At 31.8% G+C, this 17,784-nt stretch carries 20 protein-coding genes; 16 read left to right on the forward strand and 4 right to left on the reverse strand.

All coding sequences use genetic code 11. The annotated features are described in order from the left end of the window. Positions 1-47: 47 nt before the first annotated feature. Positions 48-590: a GNAT family N-acetyltransferase gene (locus COC46_RS19245; protein WP_098811524.1), complete on the forward strand. Its 543-nt coding sequence runs from the start codon at positions 48-50 to the stop codon at positions 588-590. A gap of 74 nt (positions 591-664) precedes the next feature. On the opposite strand, the gene COC46_RS19250 is transcribed toward COC46_RS19245, so the two are convergent. Beyond that, positions 665-1,039: a transporter gene (locus COC46_RS19250; protein WP_098811525.1), complete on the reverse strand. Its 375-nt coding sequence runs from the start codon at positions 1,037-1,039 to the stop codon at positions 665-667. A gap of 155 nt (positions 1,040-1,194) precedes the next feature. On the opposite strand from COC46_RS19250, the gene COC46_RS22405 reads away from it, so the two are divergent. The 7 genes from COC46_RS22405 to COC46_RS19280 all read left to right on the forward strand — a co-directional run bounded on the left by COC46_RS22405 (position 1,195) and on the right by COC46_RS19280 (position 7,437). Beyond that, positions 1,195-1,335 (forward strand): hypothetical protein, encoded by a 141-nt coding sequence (locus tag COC46_RS22405; RefSeq protein ID WP_176545223.1) that lies wholly within the window; start codon positions 1,195-1,197, stop codon positions 1,333-1,335. A gap of 343 nt (positions 1,336-1,678) precedes the next feature. Continuing rightward, the gene (locus COC46_RS19255) at positions 1,679-2,782 is read left to right on the forward strand and encodes a sensor histidine kinase (protein WP_098811526.1); all 1,104 of its coding nucleotides are present in this window, start codon (positions 1,679-1,681) and stop codon (positions 2,780-2,782) included. Beyond that, entirely contained in the window at positions 2,782-3,471 is a 690-nt protein-coding gene (locus COC46_RS19260; RefSeq protein WP_098811527.1) for a response regulator transcription factor, read from the forward strand. The genes COC46_RS19255 and COC46_RS19260 overlap by 1 nt, the downstream gene beginning before the upstream one ends. Before the next feature lie 234 nt (positions 3,472-3,705). Further along, positions 3,706-4,233, forward strand: a complete 528-nt coding sequence (locus tag COC46_RS19265; protein WP_098811528.1) for a hypothetical protein — start codon at positions 3,706-3,708, stop codon at positions 4,231-4,233. A gap of 334 nt (positions 4,234-4,567) precedes the next feature. Further along, positions 4,568-5,593, forward strand: a complete 1,026-nt coding sequence (desA, locus tag COC46_RS19270) for a Delta(5) desaturase DesA (RefSeq protein ID WP_098811529.1) — start codon at positions 4,568-4,570, stop codon at positions 5,591-5,593. 108 nt (positions 5,594-5,701) lie between these two features. Then, positions 5,702-6,841 carry a sensor histidine kinase gene (locus COC46_RS19275; protein ID WP_098811530.1) on the forward strand — a complete coding sequence of 380 codons (1,140 nt, stop codon included), beginning with the start codon at positions 5,702-5,704 and terminating at the stop codon, positions 6,839-6,841. Next, the gene (locus COC46_RS19280) at positions 6,838-7,437 is read left to right on the forward strand and encodes a response regulator transcription factor (protein ID WP_098811531.1); all 600 of its coding nucleotides are present in this window, start codon (positions 6,838-6,840) and stop codon (positions 7,435-7,437) included. The genes COC46_RS19275 and COC46_RS19280 overlap by 4 nt, the downstream gene beginning before the upstream one ends. 82 nt (positions 7,438-7,519) lie before the next feature. Here the strand turns inward: COC46_RS19280 and COC46_RS19285 are convergent, their stop codons facing one another. Next, entirely contained in the window at positions 7,520-8,380 is an 861-nt protein-coding gene (locus COC46_RS19285) for an alpha/beta fold hydrolase (RefSeq protein WP_098811532.1), read from the reverse strand. Positions 8,381-8,607: 227 nt separating this feature from the next. On the opposite strand from COC46_RS19285, the gene COC46_RS19290 reads away from it, so the two are divergent. After that, on the forward strand, positions 8,608-9,486 hold the full coding sequence (locus tag COC46_RS19290) for a proline iminopeptidase-family hydrolase (RefSeq protein ID WP_098811533.1): 879 nt from the start codon (positions 8,608-8,610) through the stop codon (positions 9,484-9,486). 161 nt (positions 9,487-9,647) lie between these two features. Here COC46_RS19290 and COC46_RS19295 read toward each other — a convergent pair whose 3' ends face one another. Further along, a complete protein-coding gene (locus COC46_RS19295) occupies positions 9,648-10,295 on the reverse strand; it encodes a 2OG-Fe(II) oxygenase (RefSeq protein ID WP_098811534.1) in 648 nt (215 codons plus the stop codon). Positions 10,296-11,142: 847 nt separating this feature from the next. Here COC46_RS19295 and COC46_RS19300 point away from each other — a divergent pair. The 3 genes from COC46_RS19300 to COC46_RS19310 all read left to right on the forward strand — a co-directional run bounded on the left by COC46_RS19300 (position 11,143) and on the right by COC46_RS19310 (position 14,068). Further along, positions 11,143-11,973 carry an alpha/beta hydrolase gene (locus COC46_RS19300; RefSeq protein WP_098811535.1) on the forward strand — a complete coding sequence of 277 codons (831 nt, stop codon included), beginning with the start codon at positions 11,143-11,145 and terminating at the stop codon, positions 11,971-11,973. Between the two features lie 140 nt (positions 11,974-12,113). Beyond that, positions 12,114-13,301, forward strand: a complete 1,188-nt coding sequence (locus COC46_RS19305; protein ID WP_098811536.1) for an ATP-grasp domain-containing protein — start codon at positions 12,114-12,116, stop codon at positions 13,299-13,301. Between the two features lie 17 nt (positions 13,302-13,318). Then, a complete protein-coding gene (locus tag COC46_RS19310; protein WP_098811537.1) occupies positions 13,319-14,068 on the forward strand; it encodes an esterase family protein in 750 nt (249 codons plus the stop codon). A gap of 284 nt (positions 14,069-14,352) precedes the next feature. On the opposite strand, the gene COC46_RS19315 is transcribed toward COC46_RS19310, so the two are convergent. Further along, positions 14,353-15,180, reverse strand: coding sequence for a 5'-nucleotidase, lipoprotein e(P4) family (locus tag COC46_RS19315; RefSeq protein WP_098811538.1), 828 nt, complete (start codon positions 15,178-15,180; stop codon positions 14,353-14,355). A 234-nt stretch (positions 15,181-15,414) separates the two neighbouring features. On the opposite strand from COC46_RS19315, the gene COC46_RS19320 reads away from it, so the two are divergent. From COC46_RS19320 to COC46_RS19330, 4 genes are all read left to right on the forward strand, one after another. After that, entirely contained in the window at positions 15,415-15,891 is a 477-nt protein-coding gene (locus tag COC46_RS19320; protein ID WP_098811539.1) for a GNAT family N-acetyltransferase, read from the forward strand. Positions 15,892-15,995: 104 nt separating this feature from the next. Further along, the gene (locus COC46_RS19325) at positions 15,996-16,778 is read left to right on the forward strand and encodes an NUDIX domain-containing protein (RefSeq protein ID WP_176545228.1); all 783 of its coding nucleotides are present in this window, start codon (positions 15,996-15,998) and stop codon (positions 16,776-16,778) included. A 165-nt stretch (positions 16,779-16,943) separates the two neighbouring features. Further along, positions 16,944-17,096 (forward strand): hypothetical protein, encoded by a 153-nt coding sequence (locus COC46_RS22410; protein ID WP_176545229.1) that lies wholly within the window; start codon positions 16,944-16,946, stop codon positions 17,094-17,096. A gap of 30 nt (positions 17,097-17,126) precedes the next feature. After that, the gene (locus tag COC46_RS19330) at positions 17,127-17,744 is read left to right on the forward strand and encodes a histidine phosphatase family protein (protein ID WP_176545230.1); all 618 of its coding nucleotides are present in this window, start codon (positions 17,127-17,129) and stop codon (positions 17,742-17,744) included. Positions 17,745-17,784: the final 40 nt, after the last annotated feature.

Consider the following 17,784-nt stretch of genomic DNA (forward strand, 5'->3'; position numbering starts at 1 on the left):
ATACTGGCTGCATAGCGGCCATTTTTAATTTGTAAAGGAGTTTTATAATGTTTGAATTAATTTTAAAAAATGGTGAAGTAGTTAAAGTTCGTCAAGCAATGAGAGAAGACGCTAGATCAATTATTGATTTTTATAATATAGTAGGTGGAGAAACGAATTTCCTATCATTTGGAGGAAATGAATTTAAAAGAGATGAAGTAGAATATCAAATATTTTTAGAAAATACGTTTAATGAAAAAAATTCAATCATATTATTAGTCACTATAAATGATCAAATAATAAGTATCGGTTCAATTAATTCTAGTCAAAAGGAACGAACAAAGCATGTAGGGACTTTAGGCATCGTCATTAAAAAAGAATATTGGGGACTAAGCTTAGGGAAGTTACTGATGAATTCTTTAATTAATTGGGCTAAACAAAATGATCTAACTAGAAAAATTCAACTTGTTACAAACGAAGATAATCATAAAGCCATTCAATTGTATAAAAATTTAGGATTTGAAATTGAAGGTGTAATGAAAGAAGATACTTTTATTAATGGGAAATATTGTAATACATTAATGATGGGCTTATTTCTTAGAAAATCATAATGTTTGAAGTATGTAAAAGCATAGAAAGCCTTGTGAAGTTCCCCACAAGGCTTTTTCTAAAGTAGCTATAGTTTTTAGAAACACGTAAACGATCTAATTCGATTTGTATCAATTCCAAAGAAAACCCATCTCCAGCCAATCCATCTCCAGCCAGCAACTGAATGTCTACCTACGAAGGTTGGAAAGTACCAAAATTGTTCTCCATTATTCAACCAAACATAAGTATTTCTAAATCGGCAACCAGCAATTGCGCCAGGATCTACCGCGAATGCTGTAGCCTGTTGTTGGGTTGGTGTGAATGAAGGTGGTGGTGCAGTAGGTTGACCTTGAGCTTGACCTCCTCCACCCGGTTGTCCTGGAAAGCCTGGGAATCCACCTGGTTGCCCCGGAAAGCCACCCGGTTGTCCTGGGAATCCTGGAAATGTTCTATATTGAGGGAAAAAGTTCATTATATCAACTCCTTTTTAGTTTAATCCTTATTAAAGTATGATATTTACTAGTTTTTGTTTGGGCTGAAGGTCAAATAACCATTTGATGAAGTTGATTTAGTTTCGTGAATTTTAAAGTAATTAGAGCTAAAAATAAATGAATAAGGTCATTCTTTTTGACTTCAAACTTATGTACTGGAAAAATTCAGATTGGTCGTTTAGAAGTAAGAACATTAGTCGCTTTAGCTTCTTTGGCAGAATGTACATTGGATGAACTAATTATTAGAGGGGAGAAAATTGAGCTGATTGAAACATAGATAAAAACGCTTGATTTATTTTTCCATTAGTAAAAGGTGGCACCCAGGTATGGATCAATTAATCGTGTTAGCTAGCCCAGAAATTACTAAGCAGATATCGTGAATTAAGATCATTAGTAGCAGTACATGGATCGATTCTTTGAAAAGTGTGACACTAATTGAATGTGTCACACTTTTTCTATTTATGACTTAGACTTGTATTACTCTGATTGTGTATAATTTAAGAATTATTTAAGAATTTAATAATAGGTAATTAATTTTTCTGAATTATAATTAGGCCTTTAAAATATTAAATGGGAAATATACTAAGTAGTTCATAATTTTTTGAAAGTTGGAGGCTAATTTGTCGATTCGAAAACGGTTAATCTTATCAAATATTGCAATGATCGTCATTCCGATTTTTTCTTTTATTCTCATCGAGATTTTGCTCGGTGTATTTTACTATAAAGTTTTAGAGCCTAAATTTAGTGGACATCCTCCCCGTTCATTTTATTTTTTTCGATTCGGAATCATTGTCCCAATTTTTGCAATTACAAATGGAGTACTCTCCTATTTTGTTTCAAAAAGCATACTAAGACCAGTTAAAAATCTTTCAATTGCTGCTAAACAGATTAGTGAAGGAAATTTGGATTTCGAAGTGAAACCATTAAATAAAGATGAACTCGGTCAATTGGCAGTTAGTTTTGAATTAATGAGGAGAAATTTAAAAGAGTCAGCTGAAATGCAGAAAAAATATGAAGAGAATCGTAAAGAATTAATTGCGAATATCTCACATGATTTGAAGACACCGATTACTTCAATTAAAGGCTATATTGAAGGGATAAAAGATGGTGTAGCGAATACGCCAGAAAAAATGGAGCGATATATTGAAACAATCTATTTGAAAACTTTGGATATGGACCATTTGATAAATGAATTATTCCTTTATTCAAAGTTGGATTTAAAACGAGTGCCCTTTCATTTCGAAGAGGTAAATATACATGACTATTTAGTGGATCGTATTGAGGAGTTAAAATTTGATTTAGATCCGATAAATGTAAGCATTTCATATAGTAGTCATGTGGAAAGACTGAATTGTATTATTCTTATGGACCGAGAACAATTTAAACGTGTGATGACAAATATTATTCAAAATAGTTTGAAATACATGGATAAAGATGAGAAACAGATCTCCATAAAATTAATAGAAGATCAGGAAAAGATAACCATACAATTTCATGATAATGGAAAAGGCATTTCTAAAGATGCACTTCCATTTATTTTTGATCGATTTTATCGCGCTGACCCTTCAAGAAATTTATCAACCGGTGGTACAGGATTAGGACTAGCCATTGCAAAAAGAATAATAGAAGAGCACGGTGGAGAAATATGGGCAGAAAGTGAAATCGGTAAATATACAAATATTTTTCTTTCATTAGATAAGAAATCAAAATCAAAGGTGACATAATGAAAAAGGTTTTAATCATTGAAGACGATCAAAGTATCGCATTATTGCAAAGAGATTATTTAGAAATTAATGATTTTGAAGTTGAAATTGAATCGAATGGGAAAATTGGACTTCAAAAGGCTTTGTCTATGGAATATGATTTAATCTTACTCGATTTAATGCTACCGGAAATGAATGGCTTTGAAATATGTAAAAAAATCCGTGAAAACAAAGATATTCCGATTTTAATTGTTTCGGCTAAAACAGAAGATATTGATAAGATCAGGGGATTTGGATTAGGAGCAGATGATTTTATCGTAAAACCATTTAGCCCAAGTGAATTAATAGCCAGAGTCAAAGCTCATCTTTCAAGGTATCATCGATTAGCAAGTAAAGGTCAAAATAATGAAGATGAACTTCAAATAAGAGGACTCACGATTCAAAAGGATTCAAGAAAAGTTCTTGTAAATGGCGAAGAAAAAATTTTCACGACAAAAGAGTTTAACTTACTTACATTTCTAGCTTCAAATCCAAATAAAGTATTTAGCAAAGAATTATTATTTGATCGAATTTGGGGATTTGAAACAGTAGGGGATATTTCGACCGTAACTGTCCATATTCGTAAAATACGTGAAAAAATAGAAGTCGACCCGTCAAATCCGGACTTTATTGAGACTGTGTGGGGTGCGGGATATCGCTTTAAAGATTAATTAACATATTTTTTTAAAAGGGTTATCCCATAAGTTAATGATATTGACTTAAGGGTTAACTCTTTTTTTCTATAGTGGAATTCTGTTATGTTTCTAGTTTTAATTTTAATGTTAATACAAAAGGATTTCATATCAGTTATTATTTAAGAATTATTTAAGAAATTGATAATAGCTGGTTTATATCTTGCCACTATCATTAATAGTATAAATTTAAAAACAACGGAGGTAAAAATAGTGGCTAGAAAGAAAATTAATTTAACGAAAAAAAATATATTAGTTAGTATACATGTTTTAGCAGTATGTGCTTGGTTTGGAGGTACATTAAGTTTGATCCTATTAGGTTTTTATTTAAAAAATGCACAAAACTCAAAGCAGCTTATTTATTCATTATCGAGTATGCATATTATTGATGAAAATTTACTAAAATACCCTGCGTTAGCAACACTGATTACTGGCATTTTATTATCAATATGGACACAGTGGGGATTAGTAAAATATTATTGGGTTGTCATTAAGCTAGTATTAACTATTTTCGTAATTTTTCTTGGAATCTTCTTTTTAAATGATTGGTTCTCTTATTTAGTTAAAACAGCAGAACAGATAGGGATTAGTGCTCTAGATGAAAGTACATTCAAATCAACTTGGCTCTCCATTATCATAACTGGAGTATTTAATTTAAGTTGTTTAGCATTTATGACATTCATTACGTATTTTAAACCTTTTGGTAAAATTAAAAAAAATAAAATAATGGCCGAACACTAAAAATCTATCTATTGAAGGCAAAGTGTAATACTATTTGAAAGACAAGCGCTTGCAATCAGTCTGAAAATCAAATATTTGGGACTTTGTCTACACACTGGAGTAATACTATTTGAGTATTGCTTTTTTTTTATGAAAAAACCATAATATTTACTGGAAAATGAAACATTCTAATTAATGTGCTTTTATTGTACAAATCAAGAATGTAAACGTTTTATTAAATATTACATTTGTCATATTAAGTATATGACGACTGCTACTACCACTAGGGAAATTAACATATATAATTAGGATAATATAGTAAAATTATGTTACATCATTAGGAAGGAAATTCTAAATGTCACTAGAAAATCAAAAGAGTTTACGAAAGCAAATTATCCCTTATGAAAAATCAAATTTAAAAGCTAGTATTTGGCAAATGATTAACACGTTTATTCCATTTATACTTTTATGGTACCTTGCTTATAAGAGTATTTCAGTTTCAGTAACATTAACGATCATCATCGATCTTGTCGCCGCTTTATTCTTAATAAGAGTCTTCATTATCTTTCATGATTGTTGTCATCAATCGTTTTTTAAGAATAAAACTGCAAATAAAGTATTGGGTACTATTACAGGTGTTGTGACTTTATTTCCATTTAGTCAGTGGAAGCATAGTCATTCAATCCACCATGCGACAAGTGGTAATTTAGATAAACGCGGGATTGGTGATATGTGGGTTTTAACGGTTGAAGAGTATGTGCAAGCATCATTCTGGACAAAAATACAATACCGTCTATACCGAAATCCAATTATTATGTTTGGTTTAGGTCCAATTTATATCGTTTTAATTGCAAATCGCTTCAATACAAAAAATGCAAAATTAAAAGAAAGATTAAACACTTATTTAACTAATATATTGATTGTTGGGGTTTCAGCATTATTTTGTTGGACAATTGGTTGGGAAAATTATTTATTAGTGGAAGGTCCGATCTTTTTCGTTTCAGCAGTATTAGGGATTTGGTTATTCTATGTACAGCACCAATTTGAGGACACTTATTTTGAAGAAGATGATAAATGGGAATATGTAAAAGCAGCGGTAGAAGGAAGCTCGTTTTATAAACTTCCAAAAATATTGCAATGGGTAACTGGTAATATTGGATATCACCATGTACACCATTTAAGCCCAAGAGTTCCGAATTATAACTTAGAGGATGTACACAACAATACACTTCCATTACAAAATGTACCGACAATTACGCTTAAAACTAGTTTAACTTCTTTAAAATTCCGTTTATGGGATGAGGATACAAAACAATTTGTAGGATTTAAAGATGTAAAATCATTGTATAAAGTAAATCGCGAAAGTTCAGACACTGTCTGAACTTTTGATGTATTTAATTTACATTTTTAAAAGATTAACTTTACTGAAAATATGATAAGATTGATAAAGAAAGGACATTTTAGGTCTTAATAATAATGAGGTAAATTTATGTTTAAAAGATACTTAAGTTTCCTAAAAAGTACTGGAATATCACCGTATATATGGACAGTTTTAGGAATTTTGCCATTTTATTTTATTTTTCTATCTGCACATTCCACTTTAAGAATAGTAATTGGAATTTTACTAACAATATCATTTTTTATAGTCTATCGCTTGGCATACATATCAAAAGGCTGGTCAATTTTTCTTTGGTCATCAATATTAATCATTATTTCTACTGCAATGAATATACTTTTTAGCTATGTTTATTTTGCTTTTTTCATAGCTTATATGATTGGAAAGAAAAAGGATCGAGCTACCTTTTTAACTTTGTATATCCTTCATTTAGTCATTACTACCATTTCGATTAATATTGCGATAATTCTTCAAGAAGAATTATTAATTAGGCAGCTACCGTTTATCATTATTACTTGGATTAGTGTTATTCTGTTACCATTTAGTCTTTATAGCCGAAATGAAAGAGGGCAATTGCAAGAAAAGCTAGTGGACGCAAATAAGCGTATTTCGGATCTTGTGAAATTAGAAGAGCGTCAAAGAATTGCACGTGATTTACATGATACGCTCGGCCAAAAACTTTCACTAATCGGTTTAAAAAGTGACTTAGCTCGAAAGTTAATTACAAAGGATCCAGAGCTTGCTCAACATGAGTTAAGGGATGTACAACAAACGGCCAGAACAGCTTTAAATGAAGTTCGAAAAATAGTATCCCAAATGAGAGGGATTCGAATAAAAGACGAACTAAAAAGGATAAAGCAAATTTTACTTGCTGCTGAAATTTCATTTGAATGTAATGATAACCTTCAACTTTCAAATGTATCTTTACTTACAGAAAATATTGTCAGCATGTGTTTAAAGGAAGCGGTAACAAATGTTGTAAAACACAGTAGTGCTACTTTATGTAAAATATCCATTAAACAAATGAAAAATGAAATCATTTTCTCTGTTATAGATAATGGAGTTGGGTGTAATAAATCAGAAAAGTTTGCATCTGGTTATGGGTTGATTGGAATGAGGGAACGACTCGAATTTGTGAATGGAACGTTAGAGGTGAACTGTGAAAACGGTATGACTTTAATTATGAAAGTTCCAATAGATGTCAAACAAATTGAAGTGGAGGAACTAGAATGATTAGGATCGTAATTGCGGAAGACCAACGAATGCTTTTAGGTGCTCTTGGTTCTTTACTTAATTTAGAAGATGATATGGAAGTTGTTGGTCAAGCTTCAAACGGAGAAGAAGCAGTTAAACTAGTCAAGCAATTGCAGCCTGACATTTGTATTATGGATATTGAAATGCCGAGTAAAACAGGACTTGAGGCTGCAGAAGAATTAAAAGCTTTCGATTGTAAAGTTATTATTTTAACAACTTTTGCTAGATCTGGTTACTTCCAAAGAGCATTAAAAGCAGGTGTAAAAGGCTATTTATTAAAGGATAGTCCAAGTGAAGAGTTAGCAAGTTCGATTAGAAGCATTATATCAGGCAAGAGAATATATGCTCCTGAACTAATGGATGATGTATACTCAGAGGCGAATCCGTTAACTGACCGTGAAAAAGAAGTATTAGAGCTAGTAGCTGATGGTAAAAATACACAAGAAATTGCAGACGAATTGAGCCTTAAGACTGGAACAGTGAGAAATTATATATCTATGATTTTGGATAAATTAGAAGTTAAAAATAGAATCGAAGCTATTAAACAATCGAAAGAAAAAGGATGGTTTAAGTGAGGCTAAGGTGGGGAAAAGCAGGTAGAGAAGGGGATCAGTTAATTTCCCATAGGTTCTAAACCTGCTTTTTCTTATGAATGAATTAGTGTTCTGCTTTTCTTTTTGCTTTTTTTCTAGGTTTAGCTTTTCCTTTTCCTGCTTTTTGAACCTCTTTAAAAAATTCATCTAGTTCTTGGTTAAACTTATCTGTTTCCTCTAAAAATAAAAGATGACTACTATTATAAAATGGAACGAATTTAGAACCTTTTATATTATTTTGAATATACTCCCCAGCAGCTAACGGAAAAAATCCATGACTACCAAAACAAATTAATGTAGGAATATCAACATTGCAAAGAGTATCTCGATAATCTACTGCAGTTTGATTAAATACGATTGTACTTGCTATTGCTGCAGGTAATTTATTCATTTCTTTTAATATCCATTTATGTTCTTTTGGATCAGGTTGATCTTTATACATACCATATATAAAATCACTATTAAATTGATTCTGATCTTCCTGTATTGACTGCATTACATTTTTTAATATCGTAAAGTCAAATGCCCCGAATTCCCAATCTGGCCAAATATAATCAGATGCAGATTGATCAACAACTGTTAACGCCTTAATGTTATTAGTACCAAATTGATTTACATAATCCCACAATACAAAAGCTCCCATGGACCAGCCTACTAATATTACATCTTTTAAATCTAGTTTTTCAATAAAGCATTTTAAATCTCGCGCATACTGAGCAACTGTATGCCCAAATTGAACTTTTGAAGACTTACCGTGTGCTCGTAAATCTAAACTTATCACTCGATAATTTTTACTAAAATATGGAACTTGTTTATGAAAAAACTTACTACTCATCATAACTCCATGTACAAATATAACCGTTTGACCTTCTCCAACATCTTCATAATATAGTTTTGTGCTCGAATCTAATTCAATATATGCCAATTTAATCGCCCCCATTGGCTTTTAGATGTGTTTCTTTCTTATATTATTTCAATCAAGAAAAATTCATGACAACAGTGTCTCCTTTAAATATGTCAGTTTTAATAGATCGATAAATTAGAAGTTTTTAAGGTTAGTTATATAAAAATAGAAAATATGGTAAAATTCAGATAAATACATAATGCTTTGAAATTCATAAGCCAGACTAAAGTCTCAAAGGAGAGAAAAAGATGAGTGTAAAAGAAGGATTTATAGAAGTAACAGGTGGGAATGTGTGGTATCAGATTTATAATAAAGATTCAAAAAATACGCCAGTCATCGTATTACATGGAGGACCTGGGTCATCATACTATTCAATGCAAGGATTACAAGAATTAGCTGAAGATCGTCCAGTTATTTTTTATGATCAATTAGGATGTGGAAAGTCTGACAGACCAACAGAAACTTCATTATGGAATATTGATAGGTTTGTGGAAGAATTAGGGCAAATCCGAGAGGAGCTTTCTCTTTTTGAGTTTCACATTCTCGGTCATTCCTGGGGAACAACTCTTGCTGCAGCTTATTATTTATCCAGACCAAAAGGAGTAAAGAGCATTATTTTCTCAAGCCCTTGCTTAAGCGCTCCATTATGGGCAGAGGATCAAGATCGCAATCGAAAATTACTGCCGCTTGATGTTCAAGAAACATTAATAAGGTGCGAAGAAAATGGAACAACAGATTCGGAGGAGTACAAGAAAGCTACAGCGGTATTTAACAATCATTTTGTTTGCAGATTAGACCCATATCCAGAATTTTTAAAAGAAGGAAGACAGTATAGAAATGCAGAAGTTTACAATATTATGTGGGGGCCATCGGAGTTTCATGTAACAGGAAACTTAAAGAATTTTGATTGTACTTCCCAATTACAAGACATTCAAGTACCTACAATGTACACTTGCGGACGTTACGATGAAGCAACTCCTAAATCAACGGAATACTTCAGTAAATTAACACTAAATGGGAAATTTCATGTATTCGAGAAGAGTGCACATATGCCATATGTTGAAGAGCCGGAAGCGTACGTACAAGTGATTAGAGATTTTTTAAATGAAGTAGACTTGGAAAACTAAAATGATACAAACAAAACGCATGGTTAGTCTACCACGCGTTTTGTTATTGTTTTGATTCCGTATATTAGTAGAAATGCTTAATATAAATTTGTTATTATTTGAATTATCAGATAAAAAAGGTTGTACATAACCATTTAGCTAATATTTAATAAACTATGTGATTATCGAATACGTTGTCGTCTCATCCATTGAGTCGCAACCCATTTTTCTCCAGTAATAACAGGACTACCTGCATGAATAGTCAGTTCATTAATTGTTTCATCTTGATAAAAGTATTCAAAGTATAGAGCCGTGCCTTTTTTTGCAGAAACTGAATAATTAAGTTCTGGAAAAATCGTTTCTCCGCCTTCTTCTACATCATTTAAATAGAGAAGGAGTGTACTAATTCGATTATTTTTTGTCCGATGATTGGAAAAGTAATCGAAATGCGGTTTATATTGTTGTCCAGGTTCATAATGAAGGACTTGTAAAGGTTCTGCATGTTCGATTGGAATATTCATAATCATTTCAATTCGTTTTTCAATCCGTTTGATTAGTTCCGTTTCGCTTTCATCAAAAAACATACCACTACTTGTACGCATCTCATTTTCTTCATGAGATAACCCAATTTTTGATCGTTTCATGCGTGATTTTGCATGGTTGATTAGCTCATCACACTCTTGGTCACTTAGTACATTACCAAGTAATACAATTAGCGGTTCCTCCTGTCGAGTAAGAATCTCAACCTTACGATCAATAGTATGGATGATTGGACCAATATGATTAAAAATGGTTTGTTCGGTTTCTTTTAAATTTCCTACTTCTAACATTTTGTCACATCTCCTTTGAGTATATCTTCTGATACAAATCCTGGTTAAAAATAACGTGGGTCATTGTTTAGAACGAACACTTCGCGAATGTAAGTAGATGAAAACTCCATTGTTGAATTTAATTTAGTAATTAGAAACAAATTGTCATTTTTGTAGAAAAGAAAAATGACATTTCAAATTGTTTAATTACTTTAATCCTGCTCAACTAGAAGACAAATAATATGTTTTCAGTATAAATTCCTCATTTAGATGTCAATTTCCTGCTTATAACTAGCGTCGGTTAACCAAACTTTTAAGAATTTTTTTAATATTAAATTTTGGTTTGTCGAATATCCAGTGTTGAAATATTTACTTTAGTCGAGTACACGAGTTACTTTTTCAATTCAATTTTTTTTGCTTTATTGAAGTTGACTGATGATTATCTCTCCTTGAATTAATTGACAGGTTAATTGAATAAAGAATGGGAGCTGATTTGAAATCAATGGCTAATACTGTTGTAATTTGTTGTAATTCATCACTTGATTTTCATCTATTGAATGATTCTCTTACCCAGGAATTCGCATCAATTTTCATTATATCTATGGGGCTGTAACGTATCTTATATTAGACTAACTTTTTCAATAGTTTAACAATATCAGAGGATGATCATTAATCGATCATTCTCTTTATCACGTGATATCAGGTTTGTTCAAGAAGGAATCTAATCTATTTATGTTGAAATAATTACAAATTACAATTTCAGACCTAGGCGTAATTGGTGTGATAAATATTTTATGAAGGATTTGCGAGATTATAAGTTTTATAGTAGCGAAGTATTTAAAGTTATCAAAGGAGCGAGGAAGGTAAAATGAATCAATCCTATTTTTATTTAAAACTAGATACACATCAATTACATATGTCTTATAAAAATGAAAAACGTCGAGTGCGTGTTTTATTGCCGAAAAATTATGATAAAGATGAGGCTGAAAATTATCCAGTCGTCTATATGCATGATGGACAAAATATTTTCTACAGTAGTGAATCTTATAGTGGGTATTCATGGAAAGTAATTCCTTCAATTAAACAAAACCCCAATTTACCGAAGATGATTGTTGTTGGGATTGATAACGCCCAACAAGATCGAATCAATGAATATACGCCTTGGAAAATTACTGAAAGCCCACTTCCTGAAGATATTGAACTAGGTGGAAAAGGCGTGGAGTTTGCTGATTTTGTCATGACAGTAGTGAAGCCGTTTATCGATAACAATTACCGTACTAAATCGGATAAATATCATACAGCGATGATTGGCAGTTCACTCGGAGGAAATATCACGGCTTTTATGGGGATTGAATATAAAGATCAAATTGGTGGTTTAGGCATTTTTTCTTTAGCAAATTGGATTACAAGTAAAGCCTTTGACAATTATATTGCTAGTGTAGAGTTGGATCCCAAACAACGTGTGTACATTCAAGTTGGGACTCAGGAAGGCGATGATACAGATCGACAATTAATGTATGGCAATATGAAGCAAGCATATATCGATTGCTCGCTTAAGTATTATAAACAACTGATAAAAGGCTCTATTCCGATAGATGGCATTCATTTAAATATTTTTGCAGATGAAGAACATAATGAAAAAGCTTGGGCAAAACACTTGCCAGAATGTTTACAGTTCTTAAGCGAGAAGTGGTCTTGAATTAGTTGACTAGAGTTGGATCTTTGGATAATCTATCACTTTTTTACTATTTTTGTAAGCTTAGATTGATATAAAATTAAAATAGATGTATCTTAGTTTTGAAAATAAAGAATTTTACGATATTAGGAAGGAGCTTTTTTATGAACTATATTTTGATATCACCATATTATCCAAGTAATTTTCAAGCATTTGCTCATCGTTTAAAAGACGTAGGAGTCAATGTTTTAGGAATTGGCGAAGAGCAATATGACCAATTAGGATCTGAATTACAAAGCTCTTTAACAGAATATTATCGTGTGAATAATTTAGAAGATGTAGATGAAGTGAAACGTGCTGTTGCATTTTTATTTTATAAACATGGTCCAATTGATCGAATTGAATCAAATAACGAATACTGGCTAGAACTTGATGCGCAGTTGCGTGAACAATTCAACGTGTATGGCAATAAAACGAATGACTTGAAAAAAGTTAAATATAAATCTGAAATGAAGAAGTTGTTTAAAAAAGCAGGTGTGCCTGTTGTGGATGGAAGAATCGTTAAAACTAAAAAGGATTTATCTAAAGCTATTGATGAATTAGGACTGCCAGTTATCGCTAAACCTGATAATGGAGTTGGAACAGCTGCAACCTTTAAATTATGTTCAGAAGAGGCTGTTCGTCAATTTGAAGAAGAATGGGGAGAAGCACAAGTGTACTTCTTAGAACCATATGTCGAAGGTGGCGTTCTTTGTACATTTGATGGTTTAGTCGATCAGAAAGGCAACATTGTTTTCCAAACAAGTTTTACATATAATGTGCCAACTCTGGAACTCGTTAAGGGTCAGTTGGATTTAGCTTATGTGATTCAAAAAGAAATTGATCCAAAGCTCGAAACTTATGGGAAGGCTATTGTAAAAGCTTTTGGCATGAAAGAACGTTTTTTCCATATTGAGTTTTTTAAATTAGAAGATGGGAGTTATGTAGCACTAGAATATAATAATCGCTTGGCTGGAGGCTACACGATTGATATGTACAATTTCGCGTACTCCATCGATTTATTTGCTCAGTATGCTTCTTTAGTTACAGGTGGAGAATTTAAAGAGTCCGATGGCGTTAGTCAGTTTTGTGTCGGTGTAACACAGCGTGATGCATATGAGTATCAACATGATACGAATGCTATTTATGAACGATTTGGTGATCGTGTGAAGTTTGAACAGCGAATACCAGATGCGTTTGCAAAACTACAAGGAAATCAATTTTATGCGATTAATGCAGACTCTCAGGAAGAAGTTGATGACATTATCCGTTTTGTACATAAACGAAAAAAATATAGTCTTGTAAACGTATAAGAATAGGAGTTTTTTAGATGCATATTGAACATTTAAGCCATTGGAGTGGCGAATTAGGACGTGAAATGCCGTTGAACAGATATGGACACAGTGGCATGCCAATCTTAGTTTTTCCTTCATCTGGAGGAACGCATTTTGAATACGATAATTTTGGAATGATTGATGTGTGTCATGACTTTATTGAATGCGGAAAAGTACAGTTTTTTACACTTGCTAGTATAGATAGCGAAAGTTGGCTACACGACTCAAAACCTGTGCATGACCGTGCATTAGCCCATGAAGCATATGATCGTTATGTGATTTCAGAAGCTATTCCGTTTATTAAACATAAAACAGATTGGTTTGATCCAATGATGACAACTGGTTGTAGCATGGGGGCATATCATGCTTTGAACTTTTTCTTGAAACATCCAGATGTCTTCCAAACAACCGTTGCACTTAGCGGTGTTTACGATGTGCGTTTCTTTTTTGGGGATTACGGAAACGACCCGCTTGTATATGAAAATTCACCGAGTGATTACATATGGAATCAAAATGACGGCTGGTTTATTGATCGATATCGTTCGGCAGATATCATTATTTGTACCGGTCGGGGTGACTGGGAACAGGATGGACTGCCATCATACTTTACATTAAAAAAAGCATTTGAAGAGAAACAAATTAAAGCATGGTTTGATGAGTGGGGCGAAGATGTTTCGCATGATTGGGTTTGGTGGCGACGACAAATGCCATATTATTTAGGAGAATTACTTAAAATAAAAAAATGAATTAGCATTATGTGCTATCAATTTAATGCACAAAGTACAATAAATAGAGGATGATCAAACGATCATCCTCTATTTTATTAAATTACAAGATAAAATAGTAAGCGTAACGAGCATACCCTGGTTCAATAATAAGAGCTATTATTTATGGTGAAAGCTTTGTGTGTTTAGTTCAAAAATAGACCTATAGCTGTCTAAATTGACAGTCTTTTTTTGGGGAAATCAAAATTAATGGCAAAAAATGGTCAGATGAGTTCAAAATAACTCATTTAACCTTTGAAAATTATCTATTTCATAGGCTGTAATGCCTTATAACGATCAAGTGCTTTTTCATTATCTGTTTTTGACAGTTTGTAATGATAGATGGCATCTTCCCAATCACCATACATTGGATTTGGTAGTTGTATATACTTTTTACCTAAATCATTTGCAATTTTATCTACATTATCTTTTCGAGTTTTTAAATCCGCCTTATAAAAAATATCAGTTAAATCGTTTGAATTATCACCTATTAACATAACAATATCATGCGTTTTTTCAATTACCGCTTGTCTTGGACCTTTTTTGGCAGTATCTGTTTTAAAAAATAAATGGTTAGAGTCAACATTTGGTAATTGATGTAACTTCATATTTTTAATTGTGTCATTCCGTGTTTTTTCAGAACGATTTGTTATATAAAAAATATCAACATTCATTTTTTTAGCTGCAAGCAAGAAATCTTTTGCACCTGGAATTAAATCTGCTTTTGCCATATGGATCCACTCATCCCAGCCTTGAGGGTAAGAAGTATTATTTTTAATAGACCAGGCAGTATCAGGGGAATTATCAAGAATCGTTTCATCAATGTCTAATACGACAGCAGCGGGTTTAGCATTTTTATTCAACTTATCGTTTGCTTTCTTTTTAACCATTATTTCTGCTAGTTCTTCTGTTGCTTGATTATAAATTTGAATTTGCAAAGCTTTGTTTTCAGCAGAGGTTTGAAACCAATTTGTCGACATAACATTATGTTCTTGTGTGCTTCTTTCAAATTCAGCCTTACTAAAACTAATGCCTGCCAAGGAACCAATAGTAAATGCAGATAGGATCGAGGTTATTATCATACTTTTTTTCATAATATTTTCCTTTCATAATTTAATAAATAAACTGATCAAATAAAGTTGATTTAATAAATTTGAAAAAACGCTATTCAAAGTTGTTTTTACCAAAAGTCTTTAAAATATTCTCCATTTTTATCGGAAATTTCATTTACCGTAATGTTATAAAATTCTGAATTGAGTGAAAAAGTGGTATGATAAAGGAGATTTGAAATTCTCAAAAATTACTTTGAACTTGTTAGGAGGAAATCCATGAATATACAGTTAAAAATTGTAACAAGGGAAAATTGGGAAGAAGCAATTAAACTTGGGGTTTCAAAGAACCAGGTGAATTTTGTCCCTTCAGTTGCTGTATCGATTGCAAAAATATATATAAAACCTGATGGTGAAAATGTGGAATATATACCATTTGCGATTTATGATGGTCTGAAGATGGTTGGCTTTATTATGAACGCTTTTGAAGAACATACAACAAATAGTTATTGGATCAATGGTTTTTTAATTGATAAAAAGTTTCAAGGTAGAGGCTATGGAAAATTAGCATTTGGCGAAATGATCAACTGGATTGTCAATAAATTCCCACAATGCAATGAGATCCGATTAACTGTTCATAAAGAGAATAAATCAGCTATGAATTTATATAAACAGTACGGATTTAATCCAAATGGTGTCTTTTTTGGAGAAGAAGAAGTTTGGTATTATACTGTTCAAAGGTCACTAAACTTATAAATTTTTGAATACTTTGTGAACGATAATTAAAAAGATAGGAATCAGTAACTAGGTTTACGCAAAAAACTCATGTCTGAATTAATTTTATGGAGTTGAAAATAAACATGATTTATAGGAAGAAATCATATAAAATAAATCCAAATAATTTAGAGAAGTTCAATGATTTTTTTCATAAATATTTATTCCCAAATCAAATTATGAGTGGAGCAAAGTTAATTGGAAGATGGGTAAATGAATCAAATGATAAAATTGAAGCGATTTGGCAATATGAGAGTCTTGAACAATACGAGCATATTGAAAAGATGATTAGGTCATCTGAGCTTCATCAAAAAGCAAAAGAGAAAAGGGCTCAAATAGGTGAATTATTTATAGAAAGTCATCAAGAATTTCTACATTCAACTTCACTAGTAGGAACATATGAAGCACCAAAACACATTGTTTCTGTTAGTGGTTTTATTACGAATGATTTAGGTGAGGTATTATTAGTCCGAAATGAACATCGATCTGATACAATGGAAATGCCTGGAGGGCAAGTAGAAGAAGGTGAGAATTTAGCACAAGCTATTCATAGAGAAATAAATGAAGAAACTGGTGTAAATATTAAGCTTACTGGAGTCACTGGAATTTATCAAAATATCAAAAATAATATCATCTGTGTAGTTTTTAGGGGGCAATATGAATCAGGTGAATTAAAAATCGAAAAAGGGGAAACAACTGAAGTTATTTTTACGAATCTGGAAAAAATAAAGCTTGAAAAAATCGTAACAAGACCACATTTCAGAACTAGAATACTAGATGCACTTAATGCCAATTACATACCATATGAAAGTTATGACGTAAATCCATTCGAATTAATTAATAGATATGAAGTAAAACAGGAAATTTAAATACCATCAACTATGCCTGAGTTTTCTTGATGCTGTATTGATTCTAATGAATCGTTTTTTTTTTTTTTAGAATTGTTAGAAAATTATTAAATTGGTAATATATTTTTAGTATTAATTTAATTATTTTTAAANNATTTAAAAGTTTCTATCTAAGGAGAAAATCAAATGAATATGCCATTCCTTTTCGTTATTATTGCTTTATTATTATCAATAATTTGTGGATCTGGATTTAGCCCATTATTAATAACAAATGTTTTACTTGCCTTAATTGCAGGTATATTATATGAACGAAGAGAAGAAAAACATAATAATGAGTAATTTACTTTTATGTAGCTGGGGGATTTTGAGGTGCTAACAATCTATTTAACAAGACATGGTGAAACAGAGTGGAATGTTGAAAACCGTATACAAGGCTCGAAGGATTCCGAATTAACGACTAACGGGATCCGTGATGCTAAATTATTAAGTAAAAAATTAAGTGACATAAATTTTCGTAAAATCTATACTAGCTCAAGTAAGCGTGCAGTAACAACAGCAAATATCTTAAAGAACAATTCCTTTATTCCAATTATTGAAGAAGATGCCTTAAAAGAAATTAATTTTGGTGATTGGGAAGGGAAAACAAAAATTGAAATTAATGAGCGTTTCGAAAACGAGTTTGAATCACTCTGGACATCGCCACATTTATACGACCATATTCCACATCGTGCTGAGAGCTTAAACGATTTAAGAGAAAGAGTAGGACATGTAATTCAAAATATAGTATCATCAAATCAAGAAGGTAATATATTAATTGTTACCCACGCAGTTGTATTGGCAACTATTATAGCAGATTTAAACCAATCACCCATTGAGAAATTATGGGATATACCCTATGTCCACGGAACAAGTTTAACAATCATTCATTTTGATGATAATAAAAATTTAGAGTTTAAAATACTTTGTGACACAAGCCATTTAGATTGACTTTAACGCTTTGACCAAATAAAAATAGCCTACCTAATTT

It is taken from the genome of Bacillus sp. AFS041924, assembly GCF_002577195.1.
Taxonomy (GTDB): Bacteria; Bacillota; Bacilli; order Bacillales; family Bacillaceae_G; genus Gottfriedia.